Source organism: Anaerorhabdus sp., from assembly GCF_036657415.1.
Taxonomy (GTDB): domain Bacteria; phylum Bacillota_I; class Bacilli_A; order Erysipelotrichales; family Erysipelotrichaceae; genus Anaerorhabdus.
The window spans coordinates 1-25092 of the sequence record NZ_JAVXGL010000029.1 but is presented as its reverse complement, the minus strand read 5'-3'; the positions used below and the strand labels follow the sequence as shown (position 1 = coordinate 25092).

28 protein-coding genes, 1 pseudogene, 1 riboswitch and 1 other annotated feature are annotated in these 25092 nt (G+C 32.3%); of the genes and pseudogenes, 26 read left to right on the top strand and 3 right to left on the bottom strand.

The features are described 5' to 3' along the window. From pnp to RSB60_RS05820, 12 genes and pseudogenes are all read left to right on the top strand, one after another. Positions 1 to 1351: pseudogene (pnp, locus tag RSB60_RS05875) on the top strand (polyribonucleotide nucleotidyltransferase); the annotation flags it as partial. Between the two features lie 45 nt (positions 1352 to 1396). Continuing rightward, entirely contained in the window at positions 1397 to 2035 is a 639-nt protein-coding gene (trmB, locus tag RSB60_RS05870; RefSeq protein ID WP_332615117.1) for a tRNA (guanosine(46)-N7)-methyltransferase TrmB, read from the top strand. Between the two features lie 51 nt (positions 2036 to 2086). Further along, entirely contained in the window at positions 2087 to 2875 is a 789-nt protein-coding gene (locus tag RSB60_RS05865; protein ID WP_332615115.1) for a hypothetical protein, read from the top strand. A 35-nt stretch (positions 2876 to 2910) separates the two neighbouring features. Beyond that, positions 2911 to 3699 (top strand): hypothetical protein, encoded by a 789-nt coding sequence (locus RSB60_RS05860; RefSeq protein WP_332615113.1) that lies wholly within the window; start codon positions 2911 to 2913, stop codon positions 3697 to 3699. 10 nt (positions 3700 to 3709) lie between these two features. Beyond that, positions 3710 to 5017 carry a UDP-N-acetylmuramate--L-alanine ligase gene (gene murC, locus RSB60_RS05855; RefSeq protein WP_332615111.1) on the top strand — a complete coding sequence of 436 codons (1308 nt, stop codon included), beginning with the start codon at positions 3710 to 3712 and terminating at the stop codon, positions 5015 to 5017. Positions 5018 to 5063: 46 nt separating this feature from the next. Continuing rightward, a complete protein-coding gene (locus tag RSB60_RS05850; RefSeq protein WP_323380600.1) occupies positions 5064 to 5453 on the top strand; it encodes a hypothetical protein in 390 nt (129 codons plus the stop codon). 10 nt (positions 5454 to 5463) lie between these two features. Continuing rightward, positions 5464 to 6135: a hypothetical protein gene (locus RSB60_RS05845; RefSeq protein ID WP_323380599.1), complete on the top strand. Its 672-nt coding sequence runs from the start codon at positions 5464 to 5466 to the stop codon at positions 6133 to 6135. Then, complete coding sequence (locus RSB60_RS05840) at positions 6113 to 7102, top strand: LacI family DNA-binding transcriptional regulator (RefSeq protein WP_323380598.1); 990 nt, start codon at positions 6113 to 6115, stop codon at positions 7100 to 7102. Before RSB60_RS05845 ends, RSB60_RS05840 begins: the two co-directional genes overlap by 23 nt. Before the next feature lie 107 nt (positions 7103 to 7209). Continuing rightward, positions 7210 to 7416, top strand: a binding site (T-box leader). 35 nt (positions 7417 to 7451) lie between these two features. Further along, positions 7452 to 8696 carry a tyrosine--tRNA ligase gene (gene tyrS, locus RSB60_RS05835; RefSeq protein WP_332615108.1) on the top strand — a complete coding sequence of 415 codons (1245 nt, stop codon included), beginning with the start codon at positions 7452 to 7454 and terminating at the stop codon, positions 8694 to 8696. A gap of 71 nt (positions 8697 to 8767) precedes the next feature. Next, entirely contained in the window at positions 8768 to 9277 is a 510-nt protein-coding gene (locus tag RSB60_RS05830; protein ID WP_332615106.1) for a hypothetical protein, read from the top strand. 14 nt (positions 9278 to 9291) lie between these two features. Then, a complete protein-coding gene (locus tag RSB60_RS05825) occupies positions 9292 to 10932 on the top strand; it encodes an oligosaccharide flippase family protein (protein ID WP_332615104.1) in 1641 nt (546 codons plus the stop codon). Continuing rightward, on the top strand, positions 10929 to 11624 hold the full coding sequence (locus tag RSB60_RS05820) for a pseudouridine synthase (protein ID WP_323380594.1): 696 nt from the start codon (positions 10929 to 10931) through the stop codon (positions 11622 to 11624). Before RSB60_RS05825 ends, RSB60_RS05820 begins: the two co-directional genes overlap by 4 nt. Before the next feature lie 56 nt (positions 11625 to 11680). Here the strand turns inward: RSB60_RS05820 and RSB60_RS05815 are convergent, their stop codons facing one another. Next, positions 11681 to 12592 carry a 4-hydroxy-3-methylbut-2-enyl diphosphate reductase gene (locus RSB60_RS05815; RefSeq protein ID WP_332516430.1) on the bottom strand — a complete coding sequence of 304 codons (912 nt, stop codon included), beginning with the start codon at positions 12590 to 12592 and terminating at the stop codon, positions 11681 to 11683. Positions 12593 to 12650: 58 nt separating this feature from the next. On the opposite strand from RSB60_RS05815, the gene RSB60_RS05810 reads away from it, so the two are divergent. From RSB60_RS05810 to lgt, 3 genes are all read left to right on the top strand, one after another. Then, positions 12651 to 14018: a DEAD/DEAH box helicase gene (locus RSB60_RS05810; protein WP_332615101.1), complete on the top strand. Its 1368-nt coding sequence runs from the start codon at positions 12651 to 12653 to the stop codon at positions 14016 to 14018. Continuing rightward, the gene (locus tag RSB60_RS05805) at positions 14015 to 14851 is read left to right on the top strand and encodes a deoxyribonuclease IV (protein ID WP_332615100.1); all 837 of its coding nucleotides are present in this window, start codon (positions 14015 to 14017) and stop codon (positions 14849 to 14851) included. Before RSB60_RS05810 ends, RSB60_RS05805 begins: the two co-directional genes overlap by 4 nt. Before the next feature lie 112 nt (positions 14852 to 14963). After that, positions 14964 to 15728: a prolipoprotein diacylglyceryl transferase gene (lgt, locus tag RSB60_RS05800; RefSeq protein WP_332615098.1), complete on the top strand. Its 765-nt coding sequence runs from the start codon at positions 14964 to 14966 to the stop codon at positions 15726 to 15728. Between the two features lie 90 nt (positions 15729 to 15818). Here the strand turns inward: lgt and RSB60_RS05795 are convergent, their stop codons facing one another. Together RSB60_RS05795 and ispG are read right to left on the bottom strand one after the other, a co-directional pair. Beyond that, positions 15819 to 16661 (bottom strand): Cof-type HAD-IIB family hydrolase, encoded by an 843-nt coding sequence (locus tag RSB60_RS05795; RefSeq protein ID WP_323380589.1) that lies wholly within the window; start codon positions 16659 to 16661, stop codon positions 15819 to 15821. Positions 16662 to 16667: 6 nt separating this feature from the next. After that, the gene (ispG, locus tag RSB60_RS05790) at positions 16668 to 17726 is read right to left on the bottom strand and encodes a flavodoxin-dependent (E)-4-hydroxy-3-methylbut-2-enyl-diphosphate synthase (RefSeq protein WP_323380588.1); all 1059 of its coding nucleotides are present in this window, start codon (positions 17724 to 17726) and stop codon (positions 16668 to 16670) included. A 127-nt stretch (positions 17727 to 17853) separates the two neighbouring features. Between ispG and rpmG the strand changes: the two genes are divergently transcribed. The 11 genes from rpmG to RSB60_RS05735 all read left to right on the top strand — a co-directional run bounded on the left by rpmG (position 17854) and on the right by RSB60_RS05735 (position 24674). Beyond that, on the top strand, positions 17854 to 18006 hold the full coding sequence (rpmG, locus tag RSB60_RS05785) for a 50S ribosomal protein L33 (protein ID WP_323380587.1): 153 nt from the start codon (positions 17854 to 17856) through the stop codon (positions 18004 to 18006). Positions 18007 to 18045: 39 nt separating this feature from the next. Then, complete coding sequence (locus RSB60_RS05780) at positions 18046 to 18645, top strand: MBL fold metallo-hydrolase (protein ID WP_332615095.1); 600 nt, start codon at positions 18046 to 18048, stop codon at positions 18643 to 18645. Between the two features lie 70 nt (positions 18646 to 18715). Then, positions 18716 to 19696 carry an ATPase, T2SS/T4P/T4SS family gene (locus RSB60_RS05775; RefSeq protein ID WP_332615093.1) on the top strand — a complete coding sequence of 327 codons (981 nt, stop codon included), beginning with the start codon at positions 18716 to 18718 and terminating at the stop codon, positions 19694 to 19696. Then, positions 19647 to 20657 carry a type II secretion system F family protein gene (locus RSB60_RS05770; protein WP_332615091.1) on the top strand — a complete coding sequence of 337 codons (1011 nt, stop codon included), beginning with the start codon at positions 19647 to 19649 and terminating at the stop codon, positions 20655 to 20657. The genes RSB60_RS05775 and RSB60_RS05770 overlap by 50 nt, the downstream gene beginning before the upstream one ends. Positions 20658 to 20667: 10 nt before the next feature. Beyond that, the gene (locus RSB60_RS05765; protein WP_332615089.1) at positions 20668 to 20961 is read left to right on the top strand and encodes a competence type IV pilus major pilin ComGC; all 294 of its coding nucleotides are present in this window, start codon (positions 20668 to 20670) and stop codon (positions 20959 to 20961) included. Next, the gene (locus RSB60_RS05760) at positions 20939 to 21268 is read left to right on the top strand and encodes a prepilin-type N-terminal cleavage/methylation domain-containing protein (RefSeq protein WP_332615087.1); all 330 of its coding nucleotides are present in this window, start codon (positions 20939 to 20941) and stop codon (positions 21266 to 21268) included. The genes RSB60_RS05765 and RSB60_RS05760 overlap by 23 nt, the downstream gene beginning before the upstream one ends. Further along, on the top strand, positions 21255 to 21485 hold the full coding sequence (locus RSB60_RS05755; RefSeq protein WP_332615085.1) for a hypothetical protein: 231 nt from the start codon (positions 21255 to 21257) through the stop codon (positions 21483 to 21485). The genes RSB60_RS05760 and RSB60_RS05755 overlap by 14 nt, the downstream gene beginning before the upstream one ends. Beyond that, positions 21449 to 21838 carry a hypothetical protein gene (locus RSB60_RS05750; protein WP_323380580.1) on the top strand — a complete coding sequence of 130 codons (390 nt, stop codon included), beginning with the start codon at positions 21449 to 21451 and terminating at the stop codon, positions 21836 to 21838. The genes RSB60_RS05755 and RSB60_RS05750 overlap by 37 nt, the downstream gene beginning before the upstream one ends. Beyond that, complete coding sequence (locus tag RSB60_RS05745) at positions 21831 to 22178, top strand: hypothetical protein (protein ID WP_323380579.1); 348 nt, start codon at positions 21831 to 21833, stop codon at positions 22176 to 22178. Before RSB60_RS05750 ends, RSB60_RS05745 begins: the two co-directional genes overlap by 8 nt. A 69-nt stretch (positions 22179 to 22247) precedes the next feature. Then, positions 22248 to 22808 carry an elongation factor P gene (gene efp, locus RSB60_RS05740; protein WP_323380578.1) on the top strand — a complete coding sequence of 187 codons (561 nt, stop codon included), beginning with the start codon at positions 22248 to 22250 and terminating at the stop codon, positions 22806 to 22808. A gap of 111 nt (positions 22809 to 22919) precedes the next feature. Further along, entirely contained in the window at positions 22920 to 24674 is a 1755-nt protein-coding gene (locus tag RSB60_RS05735) for a flavocytochrome c (RefSeq protein ID WP_323380577.1), read from the top strand. Between the two features lie 80 nt (positions 24675 to 24754). Beyond that, a riboswitch (FMN riboswitch) is annotated at positions 24755 to 24870 on the top strand. Positions 24871 to 25092 lie beyond the last annotated feature (222 nt).

The following is a 25092-nucleotide window of genomic DNA, read 5'->3' as shown; positions in this document are numbered from 1 at the left end:
TGCATCAGATAAAGAAAAAGAAAATACAGTTAAACAAGCAAAATAATATTGTACAGAAATTGTTGCAAATGAAGTTCGTCGTTTAATCTCAGTTGAAAAGATTCGTCCAGATGGTCGTCAACTTGATGAAGTTCGTCCATTAAACAGTCAAATAGATTTACTTCCAAGAGTTCATGGATCAGCATTATTTACTCGTGGAGAAACACAAGTATTGTCTGTTACGACTTTAGGTGCTTTAGGTGATAATCAAATCATCGATGATTTGACAGAAGTTGAAGAAAAACGTTTTATGCATCACTACAATTTCCCTCCTTACTCAGTAGGGGAAACAGGTCGTATGGGTAATCCAGGCCGTCGTGAAATTGGACATGGTGCTTTAGGAGAAAAGGCTTTAGCACAAGTACTTCCAACAGTTGAAGAATTTCCATATGCAATTCGTACAGTCGCAGAAGTTCTTGAATCTAATGGTTCAAGTTCACAAGCTAGTATCTGTGCTGGATCAATGTCATTAATGGCTGCAGGTGTTCCTATTAAGGCACCAGTTGCAGGGGTTGCAATGGGGTTAATTACATTTGGTGATCATTATTCAATCCTTACAGATATTCAAGGAATGGAAGATCATTATGGAGATATGGATTTCAAGGTAGCAGGTACTACTGAAGGTATTACTGCGTTACAAATGGATATTAAAATTGATGGAATTAACCGTCAAATTTTAGAAGAAGCACTTGAACAAGCACGTGTTGGACGTTTACAAATCATGGAAAATATGATGACTGCAATTAGTGCTCCTAGAGAAGATGTATCTAAATATGCACCAAAACTTGTATCAATGACAATTCCTACAGATAAGATTCGTGATGTAATTGGTACTGGTGGTAAGATGATTAATCAAATTATTGCAGAATGTAATGATGTTAAAGTTGATATTGAAGATGATGGACGTTGCGTCATTTACCACTTTGATAGAGAAATGCTTAACAAGGCACAAGCGATGATTGAAAATATTATCCGTGACGCTAAAGTTGGCGAAATCTATGAAGGAAAAGTAACACGTATTGAAAAATTTGGTGCGTTTGTTGAATTATTCCCAGGAACTGATGGTTTATTACATGTATCAAAGATTTCATATGATCGTGTTGAAAAACCAGAAGATGTACTAAAACTTGGTGATATTGTTAAAGTTGTAGTTACTGAAATTGATGATAAGGGACGTGTTAATGTATCAGCACGTGATTTATTAGAAAAACCTGAAGGTTGGGACGAAGCTCAAAAAGCTAAAAAAGAAGCCTTTGATAAAAGAAGAAATTCTGAAGGTGGAGAAAGAAGAGTATTTAAAAAGAAAGACTAATTAAAACCCCGTATGGGGTTTTTCAAATCAAGGAGAATTTTTGATATGAGAATGAGAAAAAAAACTTGGGCAGAGCCATTTCTTAATGAAAATAATCATTTTGTAATACAAGAGCCACAAAATAATCAAGGACAATGGAAAAAAATACTGAATTGCGAAAAACTACATGTTGAAATAGGATGTGGTAAAGGCGACTATTTTATCCAAATGTCTTCTATGGATTCAACAGTTGGATGGATAGGAATAGAAAAAGATAGAAATGTAGCAGCGGTTGCAGCTAAAAAAGCAATTGATTTGGGTAATTCAAACATGCTTATGATTGCCTTGGATGCTGAAAATATTGATTCATGGTTTGCACCTAATGAAATTGATGTAATCCATTTAAATTTTTCTGATCCATGGCCCAAAGCAGGTTATAGAAAAAGAAGACTTTCACATGGTAAATTCTTAGAAAAATATAGGAACTTATTAACAAGTGAAGGACAAATTATAATGAAGACAGATAATCAAGGACTTTTTGAGTTTTCACTTGCAGAATTTAGCCAAAATGGCTGGATTTTAGAAGAAGTGAGTGTTGATTTTAGAAGAGTTGATCATCCAGAAGATGCAATAAGTGAATATGAAGCAAAATTTATGGCGTTAGGACAACCAATCTATCGTGCTGTTTTTGCACTCAAAGTATAGTAAAAAAAGAAGTTTTTGTGTTAAACTATAGTGTAGAGTAGGAGGAACACAATGAAACGAATTTTGGTATACCTTATTGCCTTTTGTCTAGTTGGATGTACTCAATCCACTCAACCATTAATGGAACAAATGAAAGCTTCACTTGAACGTGCTAATCAAATGCAAGCAATTGATGGAGATAATAGAAAAGATTTTTATTCTTATTATATTGAACCAAGTATAGGTAAAATTTCTTCAAGTCCATCAAGTAATGTTTTCGTTAAAAATGGTGTTCGATTTGTAATGAATTTGAATGTATCTAAAATTATCAATGAGAAATATTATGCAGACGCATTAACTATGAATGATATTGCTACGTCTGAAAATTTGCTTTTTTCACTCGAAGGTCAATATGAAGATATTTTATTAAATATCTATGACTATGTTTGTGAAGTATATCAATATGAATCGCTAACAATGGTTTTATTATCAACCCAGTTTATGGACTTTTATGCAGTAGGTAATGAAGATGAAGTTGTAGCAATCGTTAGTGATATGTTGAAAATAGCTAAAACTGTACAAATAAATAAAGAGGAAATTGTTGCAGCTTATTCATCAAAGGAAGCTGTTCAATACAAGAAACAAGCTTTGAATTTATTTGAAGTGGCAGTTCCTGAAAATGGACGTGTTGATGAAATGATTTCTGATAAAACAGGTACAAGTAATGAAAATGGAAATTCTGGAAATGTAGGAGATGATTTTGCAACTGATGATATTGGCAATAGAGTTCCTACACCAACGCCAACACCAGAAACTCCAGCAAATGGCGATGAGAATTATGCATCAGATGATATTGGATAAAATAAACTAGCTAAGCAAAGCAAGGAGAATAAATTATGAAGAAACTAATGGGATTATTATTTGAAGATGAAGAAGTAATAGAAGAAGAGATAATTGATGAACCTGTATCAACACCGCTACCTTTAAAGCGTGAGGAAAAGAAACATGTTCAACAATCTCAACCGATTCAACAACAACCTGTTCAACGCGTTGAAAAACAAAGAGTAGTTGAGCAACCAACACCAATTCGTGTCTATGAAGAATCTGATGGCTTATCAATTCCTACTAATAAACACGTTGTGAAGGAAGAACCAAAACCAGAGGCTAAAAAAATAAGCATGGATGTTGATGATTTAATTGCCGCAAAAGCAACTCCAGTACGCCAAACTCGTGAAACAGTTGTAACACCAAATAAGAAAAAGGCAGCAATGTCTTCGGGTTATGAATTTTCACCAGTAATTAGTCCAATTTTTGGTGTGGATGAAAAAGATGCGAATGCGGTTATTCCAACTTCACCTATGAAAAAAGTAGGAGATAGTCATATTGGTACAATTATTTCACCAATGTATGGTATGGATAAAGATGCTGAACCAACTGTAGCACCAGTAAATACAAAAAATGTAAAAGCTACTGAAAGTGAAATCAAAGCAGAAAGAGATATGATTAATTTAACATTAGATGATATCTTAGCACGTACGGCTGCCATTTCAGGTAAAAAGAAAAATGTTGAGCAACCAACATTTGATGAAATTGTAGCTTATCAAGAAGAAACAGAAGAAGTTTATTCAGATAAAAAAGTCATCAATAACCGTAATATGAGTTTATTTGATGAAGACGGTGAATAGGAGTAATCATATGATTTATTTTATTGGAATTAAAGGGACAGGGATGGCAGCACTAGCATGTATTCTACATGATTTAGGTGAAGAAGTTTCAGGTAGTGATTTAGCTAAACATTTTTTTACTGAGGAACCTTTAATTGCAAGAAACATTCGTATAGATGAATTTAATAAGGATAATATAAAGGATGGAATGACTGTTATTATTGGTAATGCGTTTAAGGAAGATTTTGAAGAAGTTGTAGCTGCACGTCAAAATTCAACCATAACTTGTTATCGCTACCATGAATATCTAGGGTTATTAATGTCGCACTATAAATCAATAAGTGTGGCAGGCAGTCATGGTAAAACCACGACTACTGGAATGTTAGCTGCTATGATGGATAATGCATTTCCAACTGGTTTTTTAATTGGAGATGGAACAGGTGTGATTCATCCAGACAGTCAATATTTATGCGTTGAATCGTGTGAATATCGTCGTCATTTTTTAGCATATAAACCTGATTATGCAATTATAACAAATGTTGAAATTGATCATGTGGATTACTTCAAAACTGAAGATGATTATCGTCATGCCTATGAAGAATTTTCAAATAACGTCAAGAAAGCTTTGATGATTTTTGGTGATGATGAAGAAGCGAGAAAATGCGAACTTCATTGTCAACACTATTGGTATGGAGAAAATGAAAATAATGATTTAAGAGCTGTAAATATTATCGAAAGTACAAAGCATATGGAATTCGATGTATATTTCTTAGGTGAATTTATGTACCATTTTGATCTGCCTTTTGTGGGTAGACATTTATTATGGAATTCTCTTGCGGTAATTGGAATTGGGATTCTAGAAGGATTATCGTGTGAGCAAATAGAAAAGGGTTTGAAGACTTTCAGGGGTGTAAAAAGACGCTTTGTTGTTGAAGAAGTTGGGAATAACATATTTATTGATGATTATGCTCATCATCCAACGGAAGTATCTATTACAATTGATGCAGCAAGAAAACGTTATCCAGATAAAAAATTGATATCAATTTTTAAGCCGCATCGTGTTTCAAGAGTTTTTCATTTTGCGGATCAATTTGCAAACGCATTGAAAAAATCAGATGAAGTTTATCTATGTGATTTCACCAGTATTGATGATAAAGAAGATGGTATTGATATCGATATTCATTATCTTCAAGAAAAAATACCTGGATCTAAAATACTTACTGAAGATGAAGAAGGAGCTAAGATATTAGCAAAAGAAGAACCAGCTGTATATCTCTTCATGTCAAGTAAGGATATTTATGATTTAGCAAATATTGTAAAGCGCTATCAAAATTCTTGAAAAAAGTTTCATTCTTGTTATAATATAGTCGAGAGGTGGAAATTTTATGAATCAATTTATTGAAGCAGCGCAAAATTTGTCAGTTCAGTTGCTTCCCATTATAGGGGTTATTGTGCTGATTTTTCTTTGCGTTTTAATAGTTAAGATAACTAAATTAATAGGAACTATTGATAACTCAGTTAAGAATTTGGATGAAACTATTAAACTAATAGACATGAGCATTGAAAAAGTGCAAAAACCGCTTGATACAGCAGTTAAGTTAAGTCATACAGTAGACGAAGTTCACGATGCTGGTTATGCAGCTGTTAAACAGGCAGGAGAGTATATTGCAGAGAATATTGTTGTTGCTAAAAATTATTTCAATGACAAAATGAACAAAAAACCTACGAATCAAGAAGATCCTTTCGTAAACGAAGAAGATAACGTAAACTTCTAGGAGGTATTTTATGGAAAAGGAAATGAATACAGTGGATTCAATTGAAAAGACAGTCGATGAGTTAAAAAGCAAAATCGACGAGATTGAAAAATCTGGCGATGAGCAACAAAGTAAAAGTAGTTCTAACTTTGTAATTCCTTTTAATATGGATAAAAACTCTAGAGAAAAGATTGAAACAATTCGCTCTAAAACATTAAAGGCACTTAACCATGCTTTGGAGCAATGTAAAGAAGCTCTAGATGATATCCAAAATAATGAAAAGGTAAAAGAAACACTTCGTAATGTTAAAGATGGTGCTTTAAGAACTTATGACGAAGCTTGTGTTGCGATACAAGAAATAAAAAATAGTGATAAACTTAAAGAAACAATTGGAAATGTTAAAGAATCTGCTGACCAAATTGGTCAAAAGATAAATGAAGGTTTTGATAAAGTAATGGAGAATGAAAATGTTCATAAAGCTGTAACTTTTGTCAGTGATGAAACTGATAAAGCTGTTAAAGTAGTGAACAATTTTATGACTTCACCAGAGGTTACTGAAAAAATAGAAAAAGCAAAAGATGTAACAATTGATATCGCAGAAAAAGCTGCGGATAAAATTAAAGATTGGTTACGTCCTGAGCCTAAAAAAGAGGAACCTGTTGAAGAGAAAGGAAGTAGCGATGAAAAGAGTAACGATTTATGATGTTGCAAAGGATGCTGGTGTTTCATTAGCAACGGTATCACGTGTAATTAATGGATCTGATGTAGTTAAAGGTCCAACGCGTGACAAAGTAGAAGCAGCTATTGAAAAATTAGGATATAAACCCAATGCTATAGCACAAGGACTAGCATTACAAAAAACTACGACGATTGGATTAGTTATTCCGGAAGCTAGTTTCACTTATACTGGTCAAATTATTAATGGTGTTATCGCTGTTGCAGGTATGTATAATTACAATATTATGTTACATACAACAACTGAAGGTGTAACAGATATTAGTGATATTATTGAAACAATAATTAAATCACATGTTGATGGTGTTGTTATCTATAATGACAAATTATTAAAGGATGAAATGGATACACTTTCTAAGTACAATATTCCAATTGTAATTATTGGAAATAAAATGTCTGGTAAGAGTATTTGTTCTGTTTATGTTGATATTGAGAAAGCCGTTTATGAATTATCTATGAAATATCTTGAAGGTGGTAAAAAAGATATTGCAATCATAGAGGATAGAAAAAATAAATATGCTATGGATCAAATGGTAAAAGGTGTTACCAAAGCTTATAAGGAAAAAGGAATGGAATTCAATAATTATTTGGTTATACCTGATAATTATCGTACATCCTATGATTTCTTAAAAGATTATTTAAAAGATCATAAGCATGATTTAATTGTTGCTAACCGTGATTCTCAAGCAATGGCAGTATGCAATGCAGCTAAAGAAAATGGTCTTACTATTCCAGATGAAATGGAAGTAGTGTGTGTCATTGATACAAAATATAATTCAATGGTTCGTCCACAAATTTCATCATTCGCAATTCCATCCTATGATTTAGGAATGGTATCTATGCGTGTAATGACTAAGATGCTTCAAAATGATGAAATTGATGAAAGTGAAATTGAATTAAGTTATCTATTTACACCACGTCAATCTACAAAGTAATTAATAAAGATGACTTATAAAAGTCATCTTTATTTTGTTGTTAGAGTAAAAGCAAGTATGATTATCACAAATAATTGACAAGATAAAATAGAATGACTATAATTGTCACATAGGCGATGAAAAGAAAAGAGCTTATTATCTTTGTATATAGAAAGGTTCTGGTTGATGTAAAGAACTTACAAGAAATAAGAAATACACCTTTGAGCTTCTTATTGAAAAGATAAGACGTTACTCACGTTAAGAGTTTGAGAGCATAATGCAGATAGTTGTATTATGAATTAAGGTGGTACCGCGGTTTATAACACGTCCTTTATATAGAGGACGTTTTTTTTATTTAGGAGGAGAAATCATGAATTTTTTAGAAGAATTGAAGTGGCGTGGTCTAGTAAAAGACTGTACAGATTTACCAGGGCTTGAAGAAAAGTTAAAAGAACCAGTAACAGCATACTGTGGTTTTGATCCAACAGCAGATTCATTACATGTAGGGCATCTTCAACAAATTATGCTATTACGTCGTTATCAAAATGCGGGTCATCGTCCAATTGCATTATGCGGTGGTGGAACAGGAATGATTGGTGATCCACGTCCAACAACTGAGAGAAAATTATTAACTGTTGAGGAACTTGATTACAATGTAGAATGTTTAAAGAAACAGTTAGCACATTTTATTGATTTTGAAAGTGGTAAGGCAATACTATTAAATAACTATGATTGGTTAGGAAAACTATCATTACTTGAAGTGTTGAGAGATTATGGAAAACATTTCAATGTGAGCTATATGCTTGCGAAGGATACAATTGCATCTAGATTACAAACAGGTATTTCATTTACAGAATTTACTTATACTATTCTTCAAGCAATTGACTGGTTAAAATTATATACTGAACATAATTGTGAACTACAAATTGGTGGTTCTGATCAATGGGGAAACCTAGTATCAGGAACTGATTTAATTCGTAAGATTTGTGGTGATAAGGCAAAGGTATTTGGAATTACTTCACCTTTAATTACAAAATCAGATGGCTCTAAGTTTGGTAAGAGTGAAGGAAAAAATATTTGGCTTGATCCAACAAAAACAAATGCATTTGAATTCTATCAATTTTGGGTGAATACTGCGGATACAGATATTATTGATTATCTTAAACGTTTGTCTTTAAAAACACCTGAAGAAATTATGGCATTAGAAAAATCAATGCAAGAAGCTGCACATCTACGCGAAGCTCAAAAATCATTAGCTGCCGAACTTACAGAGTTAGTACATGGAGCGGATGGATTGACATCTGCATTGAAAATTACGGATACATTGTTTAAAGGTGATATTCGTGATTTGACAGCGGATGAACTTAAACAAGGACTTGCAGATGTTCCTAAATTCAAAGTTCAAGATGGAATGCTTTTGATTGATGCGCTTGTAGAATGTAAAATATGCCAAAGTAAACGTGAAGCACGTGAACTTATTCAAGCTGGTTCAATTCAAGTAAATGGCGTGAAAAAGACTGATTTAGAGTCAGTTTTAGTTAAAAAAGATGCTTTTAATGAAGAGTTTACAATTATCAAGAAGGGTAAGAAAAACTACTTTACGTGTGAATTCTAGTGCTGGGGAACCAGCACTTTTATATTATGCTTTTAATGTGAATTGTGGTAAAATAACCAAGAGGTGGATCCATGCGTATTTTAATTCGAATTCTCATTTTGACATTATTCTTATCTGGTTGTCAAAGCAAAAATACTAATGAAATTGATTCTAAGAAATTAGATGAATATAAATCGATTTATCAAACTTTATTACAAAGTACGGCAACAAGTGAAGCAGGTACTTATTTTGATATTAGTACTGAAGTTACACATTTACCTGATGATACCTATCGTTATTATGTAATAGTTGATAATGCATCAACAAGTATGTACAATGTCAAAATGATTGCACTTGAAGTAGGAAGTGATAGTGAAACAATTATGGCTCCATCAATTGGAATTTTAGATGGTGAAGTTTATAATTTAATTCCTTCACAAGTATCAATGCAAGAAGGTTTTGTAAAAGGGCTTGTTTTAAGCGGCGATTCAGTAAATTCTGAGATAAATCTTAAAATAATGATATCTTGGACAGATGAAAAAGGTAAAAAACAAGAAAAAGAATATTTTGATATTACTTGTACTGCACCTAGTGAACAGTAGTGGAGGGTTAGAAAATGACACAAAGACAAAAACAATCTTTCATGGCGGGTGCGCTTACCAGTTCAGTTGGAATTTTTATTTCTAAAGCAATTGGCTTATTTTATATTGTTCCTTTCAGTGCCATGGCGACATCAAGTAACATGGTTTTCTATAGTCAAGCATATACGTATTACGAATTATTGCTTAACATTTGTACAGCGGGATTTCCGTTTGCTATTGCGGCACTTGTAGCTCGATATGCTAACAAGAATGATTTTAAAACAGTAATGCTCGTGCGTAAATTGTCAATGTCATTAATGTTAGCATCAGGATTTACAGTCGCAATTGTATTTGGATTATTATCATCACCTTTAGCAAAAGCAAGTTTAGGTCCACAAGCGCCAATCGAAGATATTAAAATATTGCAAACATGTTTTATCATCTTAACAGTTGCAATTGTACTAGTACCATTTCTAAGCGTTTTTAGAGGCTTTTATCAAGGCTTAAAGGAATTAAAGGTTTATGCAGTGTCACAAGTAATTGAACAAGTTACGCGTGTTGGAACACTCCTAGGATTAGGTGCATTCTGTGTTTATGTATTAAAGCTGGATAGTATTTATTCAATTTATATGGCTGTACTTGCAACATCACTTGCTGCAATAATTGCGATTTTATATTACTATAAGTTTGATCAAAAAAATATTGGTGATTTGAATCGTGCTGCACGATATCAAAAGGAACCATCAGTACCTGCAAAAGAATTATTCAAAGAATTATTGTTATTTGGATTACCATATTTACTTGCATCAGTATTGGGTAATAGTATGAGTATTGTAAATAATATGTTTTTTATGTCAGCTGTAAAAGCAACACCACAAACTTACAATTACTTTACGGATGTATTAGGAATTATGCAAACAAATTGTAATAAATTGACATCAATTCCCCAAGTATTAGCTATTGGTTTTGGCGCAGGAATTGTACCATATCTTACAATATCGCTTGAAAATAAAAACTGGCGAGAGTTACAAAAAAACGTTTTAGATTGTTTAGATACAGTATTATATATTGGAATGCCACTATTCATTTGTTTACTTGCATTAGCAGGTCCAATTTATTATGTTATGTATGGTACAGATAATTTAGCGATTGGTACAGAAGTATTACGATGGAGTAGTGCAATATCAATTACTGGAACATTATCTCCAATATGTAGTTCAATGATGATGACACTTCGTTTAAGAAGGCAAAGTATATTCTATTTATTTATTGGATTCATAGTTAAGTTAGTTTCATTTTTTGTACTAATTAATATGTTTGGATACTCAGGAGCACTTACTTCAAGTATATTGACTTCTGTTGTTGTAATCTTCTTAAATCTTCAATTAATTCAAAATAAATATCATGTTCATTATGGTAGAACATTTAAACGTTTCTTTAGAATATGCTTAGGATTGTTAGCGATGAATGGATCGTTTGTAATTCTGCAATGGTTAGGGCTTGATGTAGAAAGCCAAGGTAGATTACTTGCAACAGTTTATTTAGGAATATATGGAATTGTAGGATTGGGTACTTATTATTTTGCGACTTCTTGTTTAGGGTTGCCTAAAGCGATTTTAGGAATAACTTTAACAGGGGTAATAAAAAAAGTAGTTCGTCGAGGAAAAGCATCATGATTCGTTTGGATAAATGTTTATGCCATTTAGGCTATGGAACAAGAAAAGATGTAAAAAAGATAATACGAGCTAAAGAAGTAACAATTAATGGTGTTATCTGTAATAAAGAAGACATGAAATTTGATGAAATAAATGATGTTTTAGTTGTTCAAGGTATAGAAGTACGCTATCAAGAATTTGTTTATATTATGTTGAATAAACCAAAGGATGTAATTAGTGCAACCGAAGATCAAATGCATACTACTGTACTTGATTGTATTGGCGATGTTACAAAAGGATTATTCCCAGTAGGTCGATTAGATATTGATACAGTTGGATTATGTTTAATTACGAATGATGGAAAACTTTCGCATAGTCTTTTATCGCCAAAAAAACATGTTGATAAAAAATACTATGTAGAGATTTCAACTCCTTTAACAATTGAACATATTCGGTTATTGGAAGATGGAATTACAATAGATGGCGATGAATTATGTAAACCAGCGAAGGTAAACATAATCGATGATCATCGATTAGAATTAACAATATCAGAAGGTAAATACCATCAAATTAAACGCATGATGATTGCATGTGATTCAGAAGTAACTTACTTAAAAAGATTAACAATTGGTCCTTTGACTTTAGATGATCGTCTTGAAGAGGGAGATTGGCGTTACTGTACAGATGAAGAGGTAGAACTGTTAAGGCAGTAGAACTTATTAAATAAATAGTATGTGATGAAAATAAAAAAGACACTATGTGTCTTTTTTTAGTCCAAGAGTTGATTAATATCTATTTCCGGTTTTATTAACTCCGTTGTTTCTGCATAATGTTGTAACATCTTAATGACTTGATTAGTGAGGTATGTAGGTGTGCTTGCACCACTTGTAACTGCAATCCTATTTTTATCTTTTATCCATTCTTCTTCAATATCTTTTGCAGTTTCTAGAAGATATACCGAAGGAATATTTCTTTCAAGGGCAATTTCCTTTAATTTATTACTATTGTTTGATTTTGGATCACCAACTACAAGTAAACAATCAATATTTTCTAATTTCATAATTGCTTCTTGACGAATACGTGTTGCATTACATATTTCATCTAAAATTTCGACATCAGCATATTTTTGCTTACAAGCCTCTAATATTTTATATATTTCAAAGATACTCATTGTTGTTTGATTCGTTATCATTACTTTATTGAATGAAGGTAAGTTGTCTAAATCTTGTTCTGTTTCTATGAAATGTACATGGGGTGAAATTGCGACTACTGCTTCAGCCTCAGGATGATTTTTTTTACCAATATAAAGAACGTCATAGTTATTTTCTAAATAGTCTTTAACAATGCTTTGTGTTTTAGTTACATCATCACAAGATGCATCAATTGTGATTAATCCTTTTTGTTGAGCTTTTTTTATTACTTCCTCACTTACTCCATGAGCTGTGAAGATTACGATACCATCATTTATTTTATCTAGAAGTTCAAGACGTGTTTTTCCTTTTTCTTCTATACAGTGTATGCCGAGTTTCTCACATGCTTCCACAACATATTGATTATGGACAATCATACCAAGCATAGTAATTGGTGTATTTGGATATTTTTGTGCAGTTTCCTTTGCAAGGTTAATTGCACGCACAACTCCTTTACAGTATCCACGAGGGATTACAGGGATAATTTCCATTCTTTTTATTTCCTTTCTAGCTTTAAAACTAGTATAATACACATGGAAGGATGATTCTATGAAAACATATCAAGATTTTAAACTAAGTGAAAAAACAAAACAATTCATAGCCTTAAATGGCTTTGTGGAACCAACTCCAATTCAAAATGCTGTTATTCCTATGGCTTTAAAAGGAAAAGATATTTTAGCTGTATCTGATACTGGTACTGGAAAGACACATGCTTTTTTGATTCCACTGATGGAAAAAGTGGATTCTTCTCAGCAAATTGTTCAAGCAGTTATAACAGCACCTACTCGTGAATTAGCGATGCAAATTTTTAAGAATGCAAAAATGATGAGTGAAGTTGATCCGCAAATACGTATTAAATTAGTAACAGGTGGGATTGAACGTATAAAGATGGCTGATTCAATCAAACAACAACCACATATAGTAATTGGAACACCAGGAAGAATAAAAGATTTATTTTTAGAGCAGTCTGTATTACGCGTTGACACTGCATCAATCTATGTAGTGGATGAAGCAGATATGACTCTAGAATATGGCTTTTTGGATGATGTCGATGCGATTTGTGGAAGAATGAAAGATTCGTTACAGATGATGGCATTTAGTGCAACTATTCCAGAAGCATTAAAACCATTCCTAAAGAAATATATGAATGCGCCACAAATTATTCAAATGAAAGATGAGAATGCATTTAGTCCAAGAATTAAGCATATTCTTATTCCATGTAAGCATAGGAGCTATGGTGAAACATTATTATCAATTTTACCAGGATTTATGCCGTATGTGTGTTTGATATTTGCGAACACTCGTGAAGAGGCGAGTGAAGTTGCGACAATGCTTAGACAAAGTGGAAAATCTATTGTAGAAATACACGGTGGTTTACAAGCACGTCAAAGAAAACAAGCAATGAAGCAATTAGAAAATTTGGAACAATCGTATGTTGTTGCGACAGATATTGCAGCACGTGGGTTGGATGTCGAAGGTATTACTCATGTTGTGTCACTTGGGTTTCCAAGTGAACTAGATTTTTATACACATCGTTCAGGAAGAACAGGACGAGCTGGAAAAGAAGGAACATGCTTTGCTTTGTATAAAGAATCTGATGATAAAGCTATTCGTATTTTTAAAGAACGTGGAGTTCAATTTGAACATCGCAATTTTAAAAACGGTGTTTGGCAAGAATTAAAGCCTTATGGTCAAAAAGCTCTTGCGAAAAATGATTTACATGAGAAAGAAATAGCGAAAGTATTAACACGTAAAAACGAAAAAGTTAAACCAGGGTACAAAAAGAAAAAAGCTGCGATGGTACAAAAAATCAAACAAAAAGAACGTCGTGATAAAATCAAAAATGAAATTAAGGCACAAAGAAAAGAAAGATATAAAACTGAACAACGCTTAAAGACAAAAGGGATTATAGAATGATAATAGGCTCACATGTATCAATGAGTGCTCCTGATTATTTATTAGGTTCAGTTAAAGAAGCTTTAAGTTATGATGCAAACGCATTGATGGTTTATACGGGAGTACCGCAGAATACGATTCGTAAAAGTGTTAGCTTATTAAAAGCAGAAGAAGCCAAAAAATTAATGGATACCAATGGGATACCATTAGAAAGAATGATTGTTCATGCACCGTATATTATAAATCTTGCGAATACAGTGAAACCAGAGACGTATGAGCTTGCGACATCATTCTTACGCCAAGAGATTGATCGTGTCCAAGAAATTGGTGCGACATATCTTGTACTTCATCCTGGCTCTTTTGTGAGTGCAACTCTTGAAGAAGGAATTGCATCAATCGTTAAAGGTCTTAATGAAGTTGTACGAGAAGAAGATAAAATTATTATTTGTCTAGAAACTATGGCAGGCAAAGGAAGTGAAGTTGGTTTTGAGTTTACTCAACTACAAACAATTCTTTCGCAAATGAATTATCCAAAGAAATTTGGTGTATGCTTAGATACTTGTCATATTCATGATGCAGGATATAGTTTGTTAGAATTTGATGTAATACTTAAAGAGTTTGATGAAATTATTGGATTAGATCGTTTGCATGTAATTCACTTAAATGACTCAAAGAATATTCAAGGTGCTAAAAAAGATCGTCATGCAAATTTAGGTAGTGGAGAAATAGGCTTTGAAATATTATATACAATCGCTCATCACCCATTACTTGAAGATAAGATTAAAATTTTAGAAACTCCATGGATTGATGATAAACCACCTTACAAAGAAGAAATAGCGTTGTTAAAAAAATAAGCCAGTGAATACTGGCTTTTTAAAATCTTTAGAAAAAGTTAAGAATAGTTTTATTGACTTTAGATCATAAAGAAAATATATTATAGCTATTACATTGAGAGGGTGGTTAAAAATGTATAACGAGTTATTCACATTTGGTGGAATTACGATCTACACATATGGTTTCTTAATAGCAATAGGTGTAGGACTTGGCTATATTATCGTACGTAAGCGTGGCAAGAATTTGGGTATGGATGTAGATGTTCTTGATGATTTAGCATTATGGTTATTTGGTTTTGGTTTTCTAGGATCCAAAATTCTATATTGGATTACAATAATCGATCAAGTGATTGCTCATCCAGTTATTTTATTAGATTTTATGAATGGATATGTTGTTTATGGTGGCATCCTTGGTGGAATATTGGGAGGCTATTTATTTTGCCGAAGAAGAAAGATTAACTTCTTAGCATATTTTGATTTAATTATTCCATCAGTTGCACTTGCACAATCAATAGGAAGATTAGGTTGTTTTTTTGCAGGATGCTGTTATGGCAGTGTAACAACTAGTCCAATAGGTGTTATATTTCCTGCAAATTCTTTAGCGCCAGCAGGTGTTTCAGTGATACCAACACAATTATTTTCAAGTGCTTTTGATTTACTGTTATTTTTTGTATTACTATTCTTTGCGAAAAGAAAGAAAGCTAATGGTGAAGTTGCAGCACTATATTTAATTTTATATAGTGTTGGGCGTTTCATAATAGAGTTCTTTAGAGGTGATTTAATTCGAGGTTCAGTTGGTGCATTATCAACTTCACAATTCATTTCTATTTTCGTGTTTATTTTAGGTATCGTATTATTTGTAGGATGTAGAAAATTCAAGAAGAATTCATCTAATTAAGAAAATTATTAAAGATATAATAAAACCCCGCGAGATAATCACTTTGTAAATGAGTGTCTATCTTACGGGGTTTATTTTAATTGTACTATTTTAAAGTTTGTATATTTCTTTTAGTTTATTTGCAACGCCATTATTAATATTAGAATCAATTACACATTTTGCAACTTTTTTTGGATTAGGCATAGCATTTTTCATTGCACAACTTAATCCAGCAATTTCTAACATGGATAAGTCATTTTCACCATCGCCGAAAGCAATCATATCATTAATTGAAATACCGGTTAATCTTTCTAAATCATAAAGTGCTGATCCTTTACTAATACCAATTTTAACAACTTCTAACCAAGCAGCATTAACTAAGAAAGTATCGTATTCTTGTAAATCAAGTAATGCTTGAGCAAACTTTTTCAATGTATTTGGTTTACCAAGGAAACATAATTTTGGTAAGTCTGGCATATCAATAAGCTTAGTAAGATATTTCATTTTATATCGCTTGCTTTGTGATATTAATGATTTAAAACTATAGGCTCCACAAAACAAAGCAGAAACAAATTTGTGTTTATTAGGAAAAAGAATATAGGCATGCGTTTCATAGAAAAATTCAGTAAGAACACCGTAGCTTTGTGCAAGAGTACATATCTTGTGGTAATCATCTTGTTTGAGTTTTTCTTTTTCGATTATCTCACCAGTTTCAAATGATTTAATGTATTGACCATTTTGGCCAATAAAGAAACCATTGTATTTTTCTAATTCGAGTTTTTCAATGAATTTAGCACAACTGAAAATGGGTCTACCAGTGCATATTGCGAAGCGAATACCTTGTTGTTGAAGGTATATTATTGTTTCAACAGTTTCATCAGCAAGCTGACTGAATTCATTTAATAGTGTCCCATCCATATCTGAAACTATTAGTTTGTACTGGCTATCAATCATACTTTATTACTCCTTTGTCATTTTTAAGATTTCTTCTTTAAGAGTTTCAACTAATTGGTCTTGTGGAACTGTCTTGATAATTTGGCCATGCTTGAATAAGATGGCGCTATCTTTACCACCTGCTACACCAATATCAGCACGTGAGGCTTCTTGAGGTCCATTTACAGGGCAACCCATAATTGCGACTTCAATATCAGCGTTAATAGAAGTAAGAAAGGTCTCAATTTCTTCAACTATTGGAATCATGTTATATTGAATTCGTCCACATGTTGGACATGAAATTAGATTTGGGACATTCTCAATCAAATTAAATGCACGTAATAATTGCTTGCCTATGAATAGTTCATGAACAGGATCACTACTTACTGAGATACGAATCGTATCACCGATACCATCATGAAGTAAGGCACCTAGTGCAGCACTTGATTTAATAGAAGATAACTTGAATGAACCCGCTTCAGTAACACCAAGATGAAGAGGATAAGGGAAAGTTTCAGAAGCTAAGCGATAAGTATCAATGGTCAATGGAACATTACTTGACTTAAATGATAAACAGATATCGTAAAATTCTAATTCTTCGAGAATTTCAACATGCTTTTTAGCACTTTCTATCATTGCCTCAGGGCAGGGTTTACCATATTTTTCTAAAATTTCTTTTTCTAAAGAACCACTATTGATTCCAATACGAATAGGAATATGTCGTTCTTTACACTTATTGACAACTTTCTCGACATTTTCTTTTGAACCGATGTTACCAGGATTAATACGTATTTTATCAATGCCTTGTTCAATTGCGATGATTGCAAGACGATAGTTAAAGTGAATATCTGCAACTAAAGGAATATTTGTATTTTCTTTGATTTCTTTTATTGCATAAGCATCTTCTTCATCAAGGATAGCTAATCTTACAATTTCACAGCCAGCTGTTTGTAAATCATTGATTTGTTTAATTGTTGCAGGAATATCTTTAGTTTTAGTATTTGTCATTGATTGTAATAAACATTTGTTTTGTCCACCCATTTGTAGGTTTCCAACGTGAAGAACACGTGTTTCTGTACGTTTCATTAAAAAAAACACCTCTCATTCGTTAATAATTATAGCATAATTCAATCATTATAAGTGTTTTCTTGGAAAGTCTTGGCATTTTTATTTAGATATGCTATACTTGTAAAGCATTATTAGGAGGATTATCATGCCAAGAGAAAATATAACTTTCAAGTGCTCTGAATGTGGTGAAGAAAACTATATTGGCACTCGTAACAAACGTAAGCAAACTGAAAAAATGGAAATTCAAAAATATTGCCCAGTTTGTAGAAAAAAGACGTTACACAAGGAGAAAAAATAAGAAAAACCTTTTTGAGAGGTTTTTTTTATAAATTAAATTATGGAAAAGATAAGTCAAGTAATTGTAGGAATATATCAAACTAATTGTTATATCCTAAAAGATAATGGACATGTTTGTATTATAGATCCAGGGAAAAAGGCAGAACGCATTTGTGCTGAGATAGGTGAAGATGAAGTTGTGGATGCAATTTTGTTAACGCATGGTCATTTTGATCATATCGGTGCAGTGGACGATTTAGTTAAGTATTATAATTGTCCAGTTTATATTCATGCAGGTGATGAAGAATTGTTAAGAGATTCATCAATTAATACTGCATCTGGATTTACCGCAACTGTGTCATCAAAGGTACATCATTTTCATGAAGGAAAAATGAAAATTGGTACTTTTGAATTTGAAATAATATTTGCACCAGGTCATACTGAAGGCTGTACATTAATTCAATATAAAAATCATTTATTTACAGGTGATGTATTATTTTATGAAGGAATAGGTAGAACGGATTTATATGGTGGAAATATGGCTAAGATGAAGCAAAGTTTAAGATTAATTCAAACAATGAATCCAGAGTTAATAGTATATCCAGGTCATGGTGAGTTATCAACAATTGACCATGAGTTAAAAATGAATCCATATTTGTAGGCGAAAGAAATTTCGTCTTTTTTTTAGGAGTTTTGAGATTTTATGTCTATTAATTACTAAGGAGTTCTTTATGGAAAAGAGGTTAATAGAATATGTTCAATTAGCATTACATTATCAATCAAATGATATCCATTTTTCAATCACAGATTCAGATATTTTAATAGAACTAAAAGCGAAAGATAAACTAGTTAGATTCAAACCCCAAGAGGATGATTTGAGATTTTTTAGATATTTACAGTTTCGAGCAAATTTGGATTTAGGAAATACTTTAATGCCACAAACTGGTAGATTTGATATTAACATACAGGGTGAAAAGATAGCGCTCCGTTTTGCAGTCATGCATAGTTTGCGTATTACTAGCGGAGTGTTAAGGATATTAAATGCAGTATCAAGATTGCAAATTCAAGATTTGAGTAATCAAAGTGAAATTGTAAGTTATTTTAAAAATATTGAAAATCAACGGAATGGATTATTTATTTTTAGTGGACCAACAGGTTCTGGAAAAACAACAACATTGTATACAATTCTAAATCAAATTAAGAATAAGAAAATATATACATTGGAGGATCCAATTGAGGTATATAACCAGAAGTATGTGCAATTACAAATCAATGAAAAACAAGCACTTGGGTACAGCGAGGGAATTAAACAATTACTTCGTCATGCACCGGATATTATTATGATAGGCGAAATACGTGATGAGGAAGCTGCGAAAATGGCAATACGTTGTGCTCTTACTGGACATTTAGTTTTAACAACAATTCATGCAGGACATAGCTATCTTGCGATTGAAAGATTGATTGAATTGGGGGTTTCTAAACACCAGTTGAAAGATGTGTTACGCGGTATAAGTAATCAAAGACTTTATAATTCATTAAATAATAGTGGGAAAATTTGTCTATATGAAATTATGCAGAGAAAGGAGATAGTTAATTATCTTGAAACTGGAAAATGTGAAAGTACGAAAAATCTTCAAACCACACTCCAAGAAGCAATTCGACGTGGCGAAATCTCAATCAAAGAAGCCAAACAAGATTTTGATGAAAGCTGAAGATTGTGAGTGTATTTGTATTTTGCTTAAATCAGGTTTTACATTTCAAAATGCAATTTTATTAATAAAGAATAGCCGTAATCAATATTGTGTTGATTATATTATCGAACATCTTCAAAAAGGGAAGAGTATTGAAGAATTCTTTTTAACGATATGTCCAAAGCGATATAGTAGAACATTAGGATCATTTCTTGCATTTCTTCCATTTGCAGATAGTTTGCAACTAGCAGTATCATTGGAAAAAAGCCAAGCTAAATTTAAAAAAGATACAATTAAAGAATTAATATATCCACTTGCGTTATTCATTGGAACTTGGTGTGGAGTAGTGGTGTTTACTTTCTTTTGCTTTCCAGTTTTATTGTCACTCATGAGAGGTTTCTCAATGACAAGTATGTCATTGATGATAGTTGAAATAATAATGAAAATAATATGTCTTCTTATATTCGTGATTATTTGCATAACAATGTGTTTGATTTGTTTATTTGTCTATAAGAAAACAATGATTAAAGCGTATTTAATTTTAAATAAATGGTTGAAAAAAAATCTATTAAAACAATATCAAAGTAATCTGTTTGCGATTTTCTATGTTCAATGCAGTCATTGTGGATGTAAAACTAAAGAGACTTTGGCACTTTTATCAAAAATCAAAGACTATCCAATTTTACAATTCATTAGTGAATCAATTCAAAAAGGATTAAATTCTGGAGATGCATTTGATGACGCATTAACACAAATTACAATTGATGAGACATTAACTAGATTCATGCGTTTAGCTATGCTTTCATCATCAATGGAGGAATTATTAGTAGGCTATATTGAAACGAATCAAGAACAAATGAAGAAACGAATAAAAAGAATAACAAAAGTATTTCAGGTAATGAGTTATTGTAGTATTGGAATAATAATTATTGTAGTTTATCAAGTGTTAATTTTACCTTTAACATTAATGTCTAAACTATAGAAAGGAAAAGATGAAAAAAGGATTTACATTATTAGAAATGATTATTGTAGTGAGTGTTTTGTCGATACTATTTTTATTAGCGGTACCGAATATTCAAAAGGTGATGGGAATCGTTGAAAAAAAGGGTTGCAATGCAATGCTTATAGTAGTAGATTCTGCGATTCTTCAATTCCGATTAGATTATGATGAATATCCAAATGATGTCAGTGATTTAATAAATGCAGGCTTAATGAATGAAGAACAGATTCAGTGTTCGCCAACACAGCAAGTAGGTATATCCGATGGTCAAGCAATCTTACAATAGAGGATTTACACTTGTAGATTTACTTATTGTAATTGCAATAATAAGTGTATGTACGACCCTCGTACTCCCTTTTTATAAATTACCAAATTTTACAATCTATGATTTTTCCAATGAGTATATTATGAAACAATCAGAATGTATTCGTGAAGGAAAGAGCGAAATTTTTGAATTTGATGGTGAAGCTTTCTATACGTATGCAATTCAGTTCAATGAAAGAGGAAATATTAGACAAGCTCAAACAATTCGTTTTGAAGATGGTAAAGAAATTGTAAGCAATTTAGCGGGAGGGCGAATTGAATTTAAATAAAGATGGATTCATTTTGTTGGATTGTTGTGTATGTGTAGCTATTACTTTATTAATTACGCTTTGCATTTTTAGTGTGAAAATGTTGGAATTTAAAAATAATGATTCATATCGAAATTTTGTAGAAATAAATGAAGATCAAATGAATCATATTTATAGTACACGAAAGAGGTGTGAGATAGAATGTATCGAAGAGGTGGAACCACAATTGAATTCTTAATGGCATTACTCATTAGTTGTATGTTGTTGCCTATTGTATATACATCAATACGGTTATTAATTAATCATGAATATTTTAATCAAAATGCCCAAGATGAAATTGCTCTTTATCAATTGAGACAGATTTTGTTACTTGCGGATAATATATCAATCACAAGTGATGGATTATCAGGAACACTTTATGATGAAGAAATAAGAGTTGTCTGTAAAAATAAACATTTATATTTACAACCAGGTACACAAATCTTCATTACAGATGTTGAAGATGGTTATTTTAGTAATGAAAACAATTTATATTATTTTAATTATTTAAGGGGAAATAAGTGGATGAAGCGGGTACTTATCAATGACTAAGAAAGGATTTTTAAGTACATTTTATTTTGGGTATTTGTTAATAACAGTTTCAATATTGATAGCGATAGAACATCAATTTCAGCTACGTATAAAAACACTTATAAATATTAGAGAAGTTTATAAAACAATGGATATGCAAGTTGAAATTATAGACTTCATTCAGTGTGAACTCAAAAATAATAAAGAGATTGGTGGTGAATATAGTTTAGAAAATGTTACTTTTAGTACAACTCTAAATGCTGATTTAATTCAAGTGAAAGTAGCAGAAGAAGGATTAAGTGAAATACTTATCAATATAAATGACCATAGAGAAATCATTGATTATTCGGTTAAAAGTTGACGATACAGGTAATAAACGTTGACAAATATGGCTTTTTCTTTAAAATGGAATGGTAGGAGTGTGAACAAAATGATTATTGTAAACGATTTAAAACCAGGAACAACTTTTGAAAATGAAGGTAATATTTTCGTTGTATTAGATATTGCACATAATAAAACTGCAATGCGCCAAATGATTGTTAAATTAAAGGTAAGAAATTTAAGAACAGGGGTTATCAATGAAGTATCTTTCACAGGTGGAGATAAAGTTGAACAAGCTCATATTGAAAAGAAAGAAATGCAATATTTGTATGATAGTGGAGATGCATTAGTATTTATGGATACATCTACATATGATCAAATTGAAATCAATAAAGATAAACTTGAATGGGAAATGAAATTTCTTAAACCAAATGATAATGTAACGATTTCAACATATGAAGGCGGAGAAATTTTAGGAGTAATTTTACCAGATAAAGTTGAATTAAAAATTGTTGAATGTGAACCAGCTGTTAAGGGTGATACTGCTACATCTGCTTCTAAGAATGCAGTTGTTGAAACAGGTTTGGAAATTAAAGTGCCATTATTTATTGAACAAGATGAAATGGTGTTAATTTCTACTTCAGACGGAAAATATTCAGGTAGAGCATAAGCGAAGGAAACTTCGCTTTTATTTTTGTGAAAAAATTTTCATTTTATTTCGTGAAATTGTTGACAATGGGTTCTACATCACTATAATAGAAAAAGTGTCTAGGAGGATATAATGAAAAAAATCACAAGAATTTTACTAACAGCATTGTTAGCAATGGGCATGATGACTGGGTGTGCAAAGTCTGAATTCAAAGGCGGAACATTCAGTGGGGATGCTAAAGGGTTTTCATCAACGATTAAAGTTGAAGTTACTATTACTAGTGACAAGGCAATTGAAGCCATTACTATCGTAGATTCTGCTGAATCTGCTGATATTGGGGAAGTAGCACTACCAATTATGATTGAAAAAGTAATCAGCAATCAAAGTGTAGATGTTGACGCAGTTACGACTGCAACAATTACTTCAGATGCGTTTTTATTAGCGGTAACAAATGCGATTGAAGCAGCGGGATTAAAAGTAACAGATATTAAAGCTAGTACAGCTGGAACAAGCGACAAGAAAGAAGAAACACTTGAAGCTGATGTGGTTGTTATTGGAGCAGGTGGTGCAGGTATGACTGCAGCTATTACTGCCGCTCAAGCTGGTAAAACAGTTATTATTATTGAAAAAGCACCAATTGTAGGGGGAAACACATCTCGCGCAACTGGTGGTATGAATGCAGCAGAAACTAAGTATCAAAAAGAAGCTGGAATCGAAGACAGTGTAGAATTATTCATTGAAGATACAATGAAGGGTGGTTATGAAAAAAATAATCCAGTTCTTGTAAAAACAATGGCTGAAAATTCATCAGATGCAATCGATTTCTTAGATTCTATTGGAGCTCACTTAAGTGATGTAGGAAAAGCTGGTGGAGCAAGTGTTAATCGTTCTCATCGTCCAGTAGATGAAAGTGGAAAAATTCTTTCTGTTGGAAGTTATTTAGTTCCTATTTTTGAACAAGCAGCAAAGGATCAAAATGTAACATTCTATACAGAAACAGAAGCAACAGAAATTATAATGCAAGATGGCAAAGCTGTTGGTGTTAAAGCGACTTCTGCCGATGCAAATTATACAATTAATGCAAAAGCTGTAATTTTAGCAACAGGTGGTTTTGGTGGTAACTTAGCAATGGTTGAATCATATAAACCTGAATTAGCTGGTTATGTAACTACAAATGCATCTACTATTACTGGTGATGGTATAAAAATGGCTGAAGCAGTTGGAGCAAATCTTGTAGATATGCAAGAAATTCAAATACATCCAACGGTAGTACAATCAAACGGAGCTTTAATTACTGAAAGTTTACGTGGAGATGGTGCTATTCTTGTAAACAATAAAGGTGAACGCTTCACAAATGAAGTATTAACACGTGATGTTGTTAGTGCAAATATCATTGCTGAAGAAGGTAACTCTGCTTGGTTAATTGTTGACCAAAAAATGTTTGATGATTCAAATGTTATTCAAGGATATGTAAATAAAGGTTATATGATTGAAGGAGCTACAATCGCTGATCTTGCCAAAGCAATGGAAATTGATGAAGCTACATTAACAGCTACAATTGATAACTGGGTTGCAATGGTTAAAGCTGGAACAGATAAAGATTTTGGTCGTGATGATCTTGCGACTGTTAAGTATGATTTAAGTACAGCACCTTATTATGCAGTAAAAATTGCTCCAGGTGTTCACCATACTATGGGTGGCGTAGAAATCAATGAAAAAACAGAAGTGATTAATGCAGATGGAAATGTAATCCCTGGATTATTTGCAGCTGGTGAAGTAACTGGTGGTGTCCATGGTGGTAACCGTTTAGGTGGTAACGCTGTAGCTGATATTATTGTATTTGGTCGTATTGCAGGTCAAACAGCAGCTGACTACATAGCTGAATAGTGATAAGAGTGGATGGGTGACCATCCACTTTTTCTTATTTGCGGTAGACAAAACGTTCACAATCTATTAAAATAAGTATGATAAAACTTCAGGGCAGGGTTAGATTCCCGACCGGCGGTATACCCCGCGAGCCGAAATGGCAGGAACTGGTTAGATTCCAGTGGCGACAGTAAAGTCTGGATGAAAGAATGTTTTTTTCTTTTGTTGAAGGTCCTAAGGTTTTGTGAAACCTTTTTTTATTAGGTCATTGAGGAGGATAAATTATGACAACAAGAAAAGTATTAACCACAAAAACCATGGCGAGTATTGCAATTTTATCAGTGATTGCATTTATACTCATGTATTTCGATTTTCCAATTGCGTTTATTGCACCACCATTTTACAAAATTGATTTTAGTGAAGTAGCAGTATTAGTGGG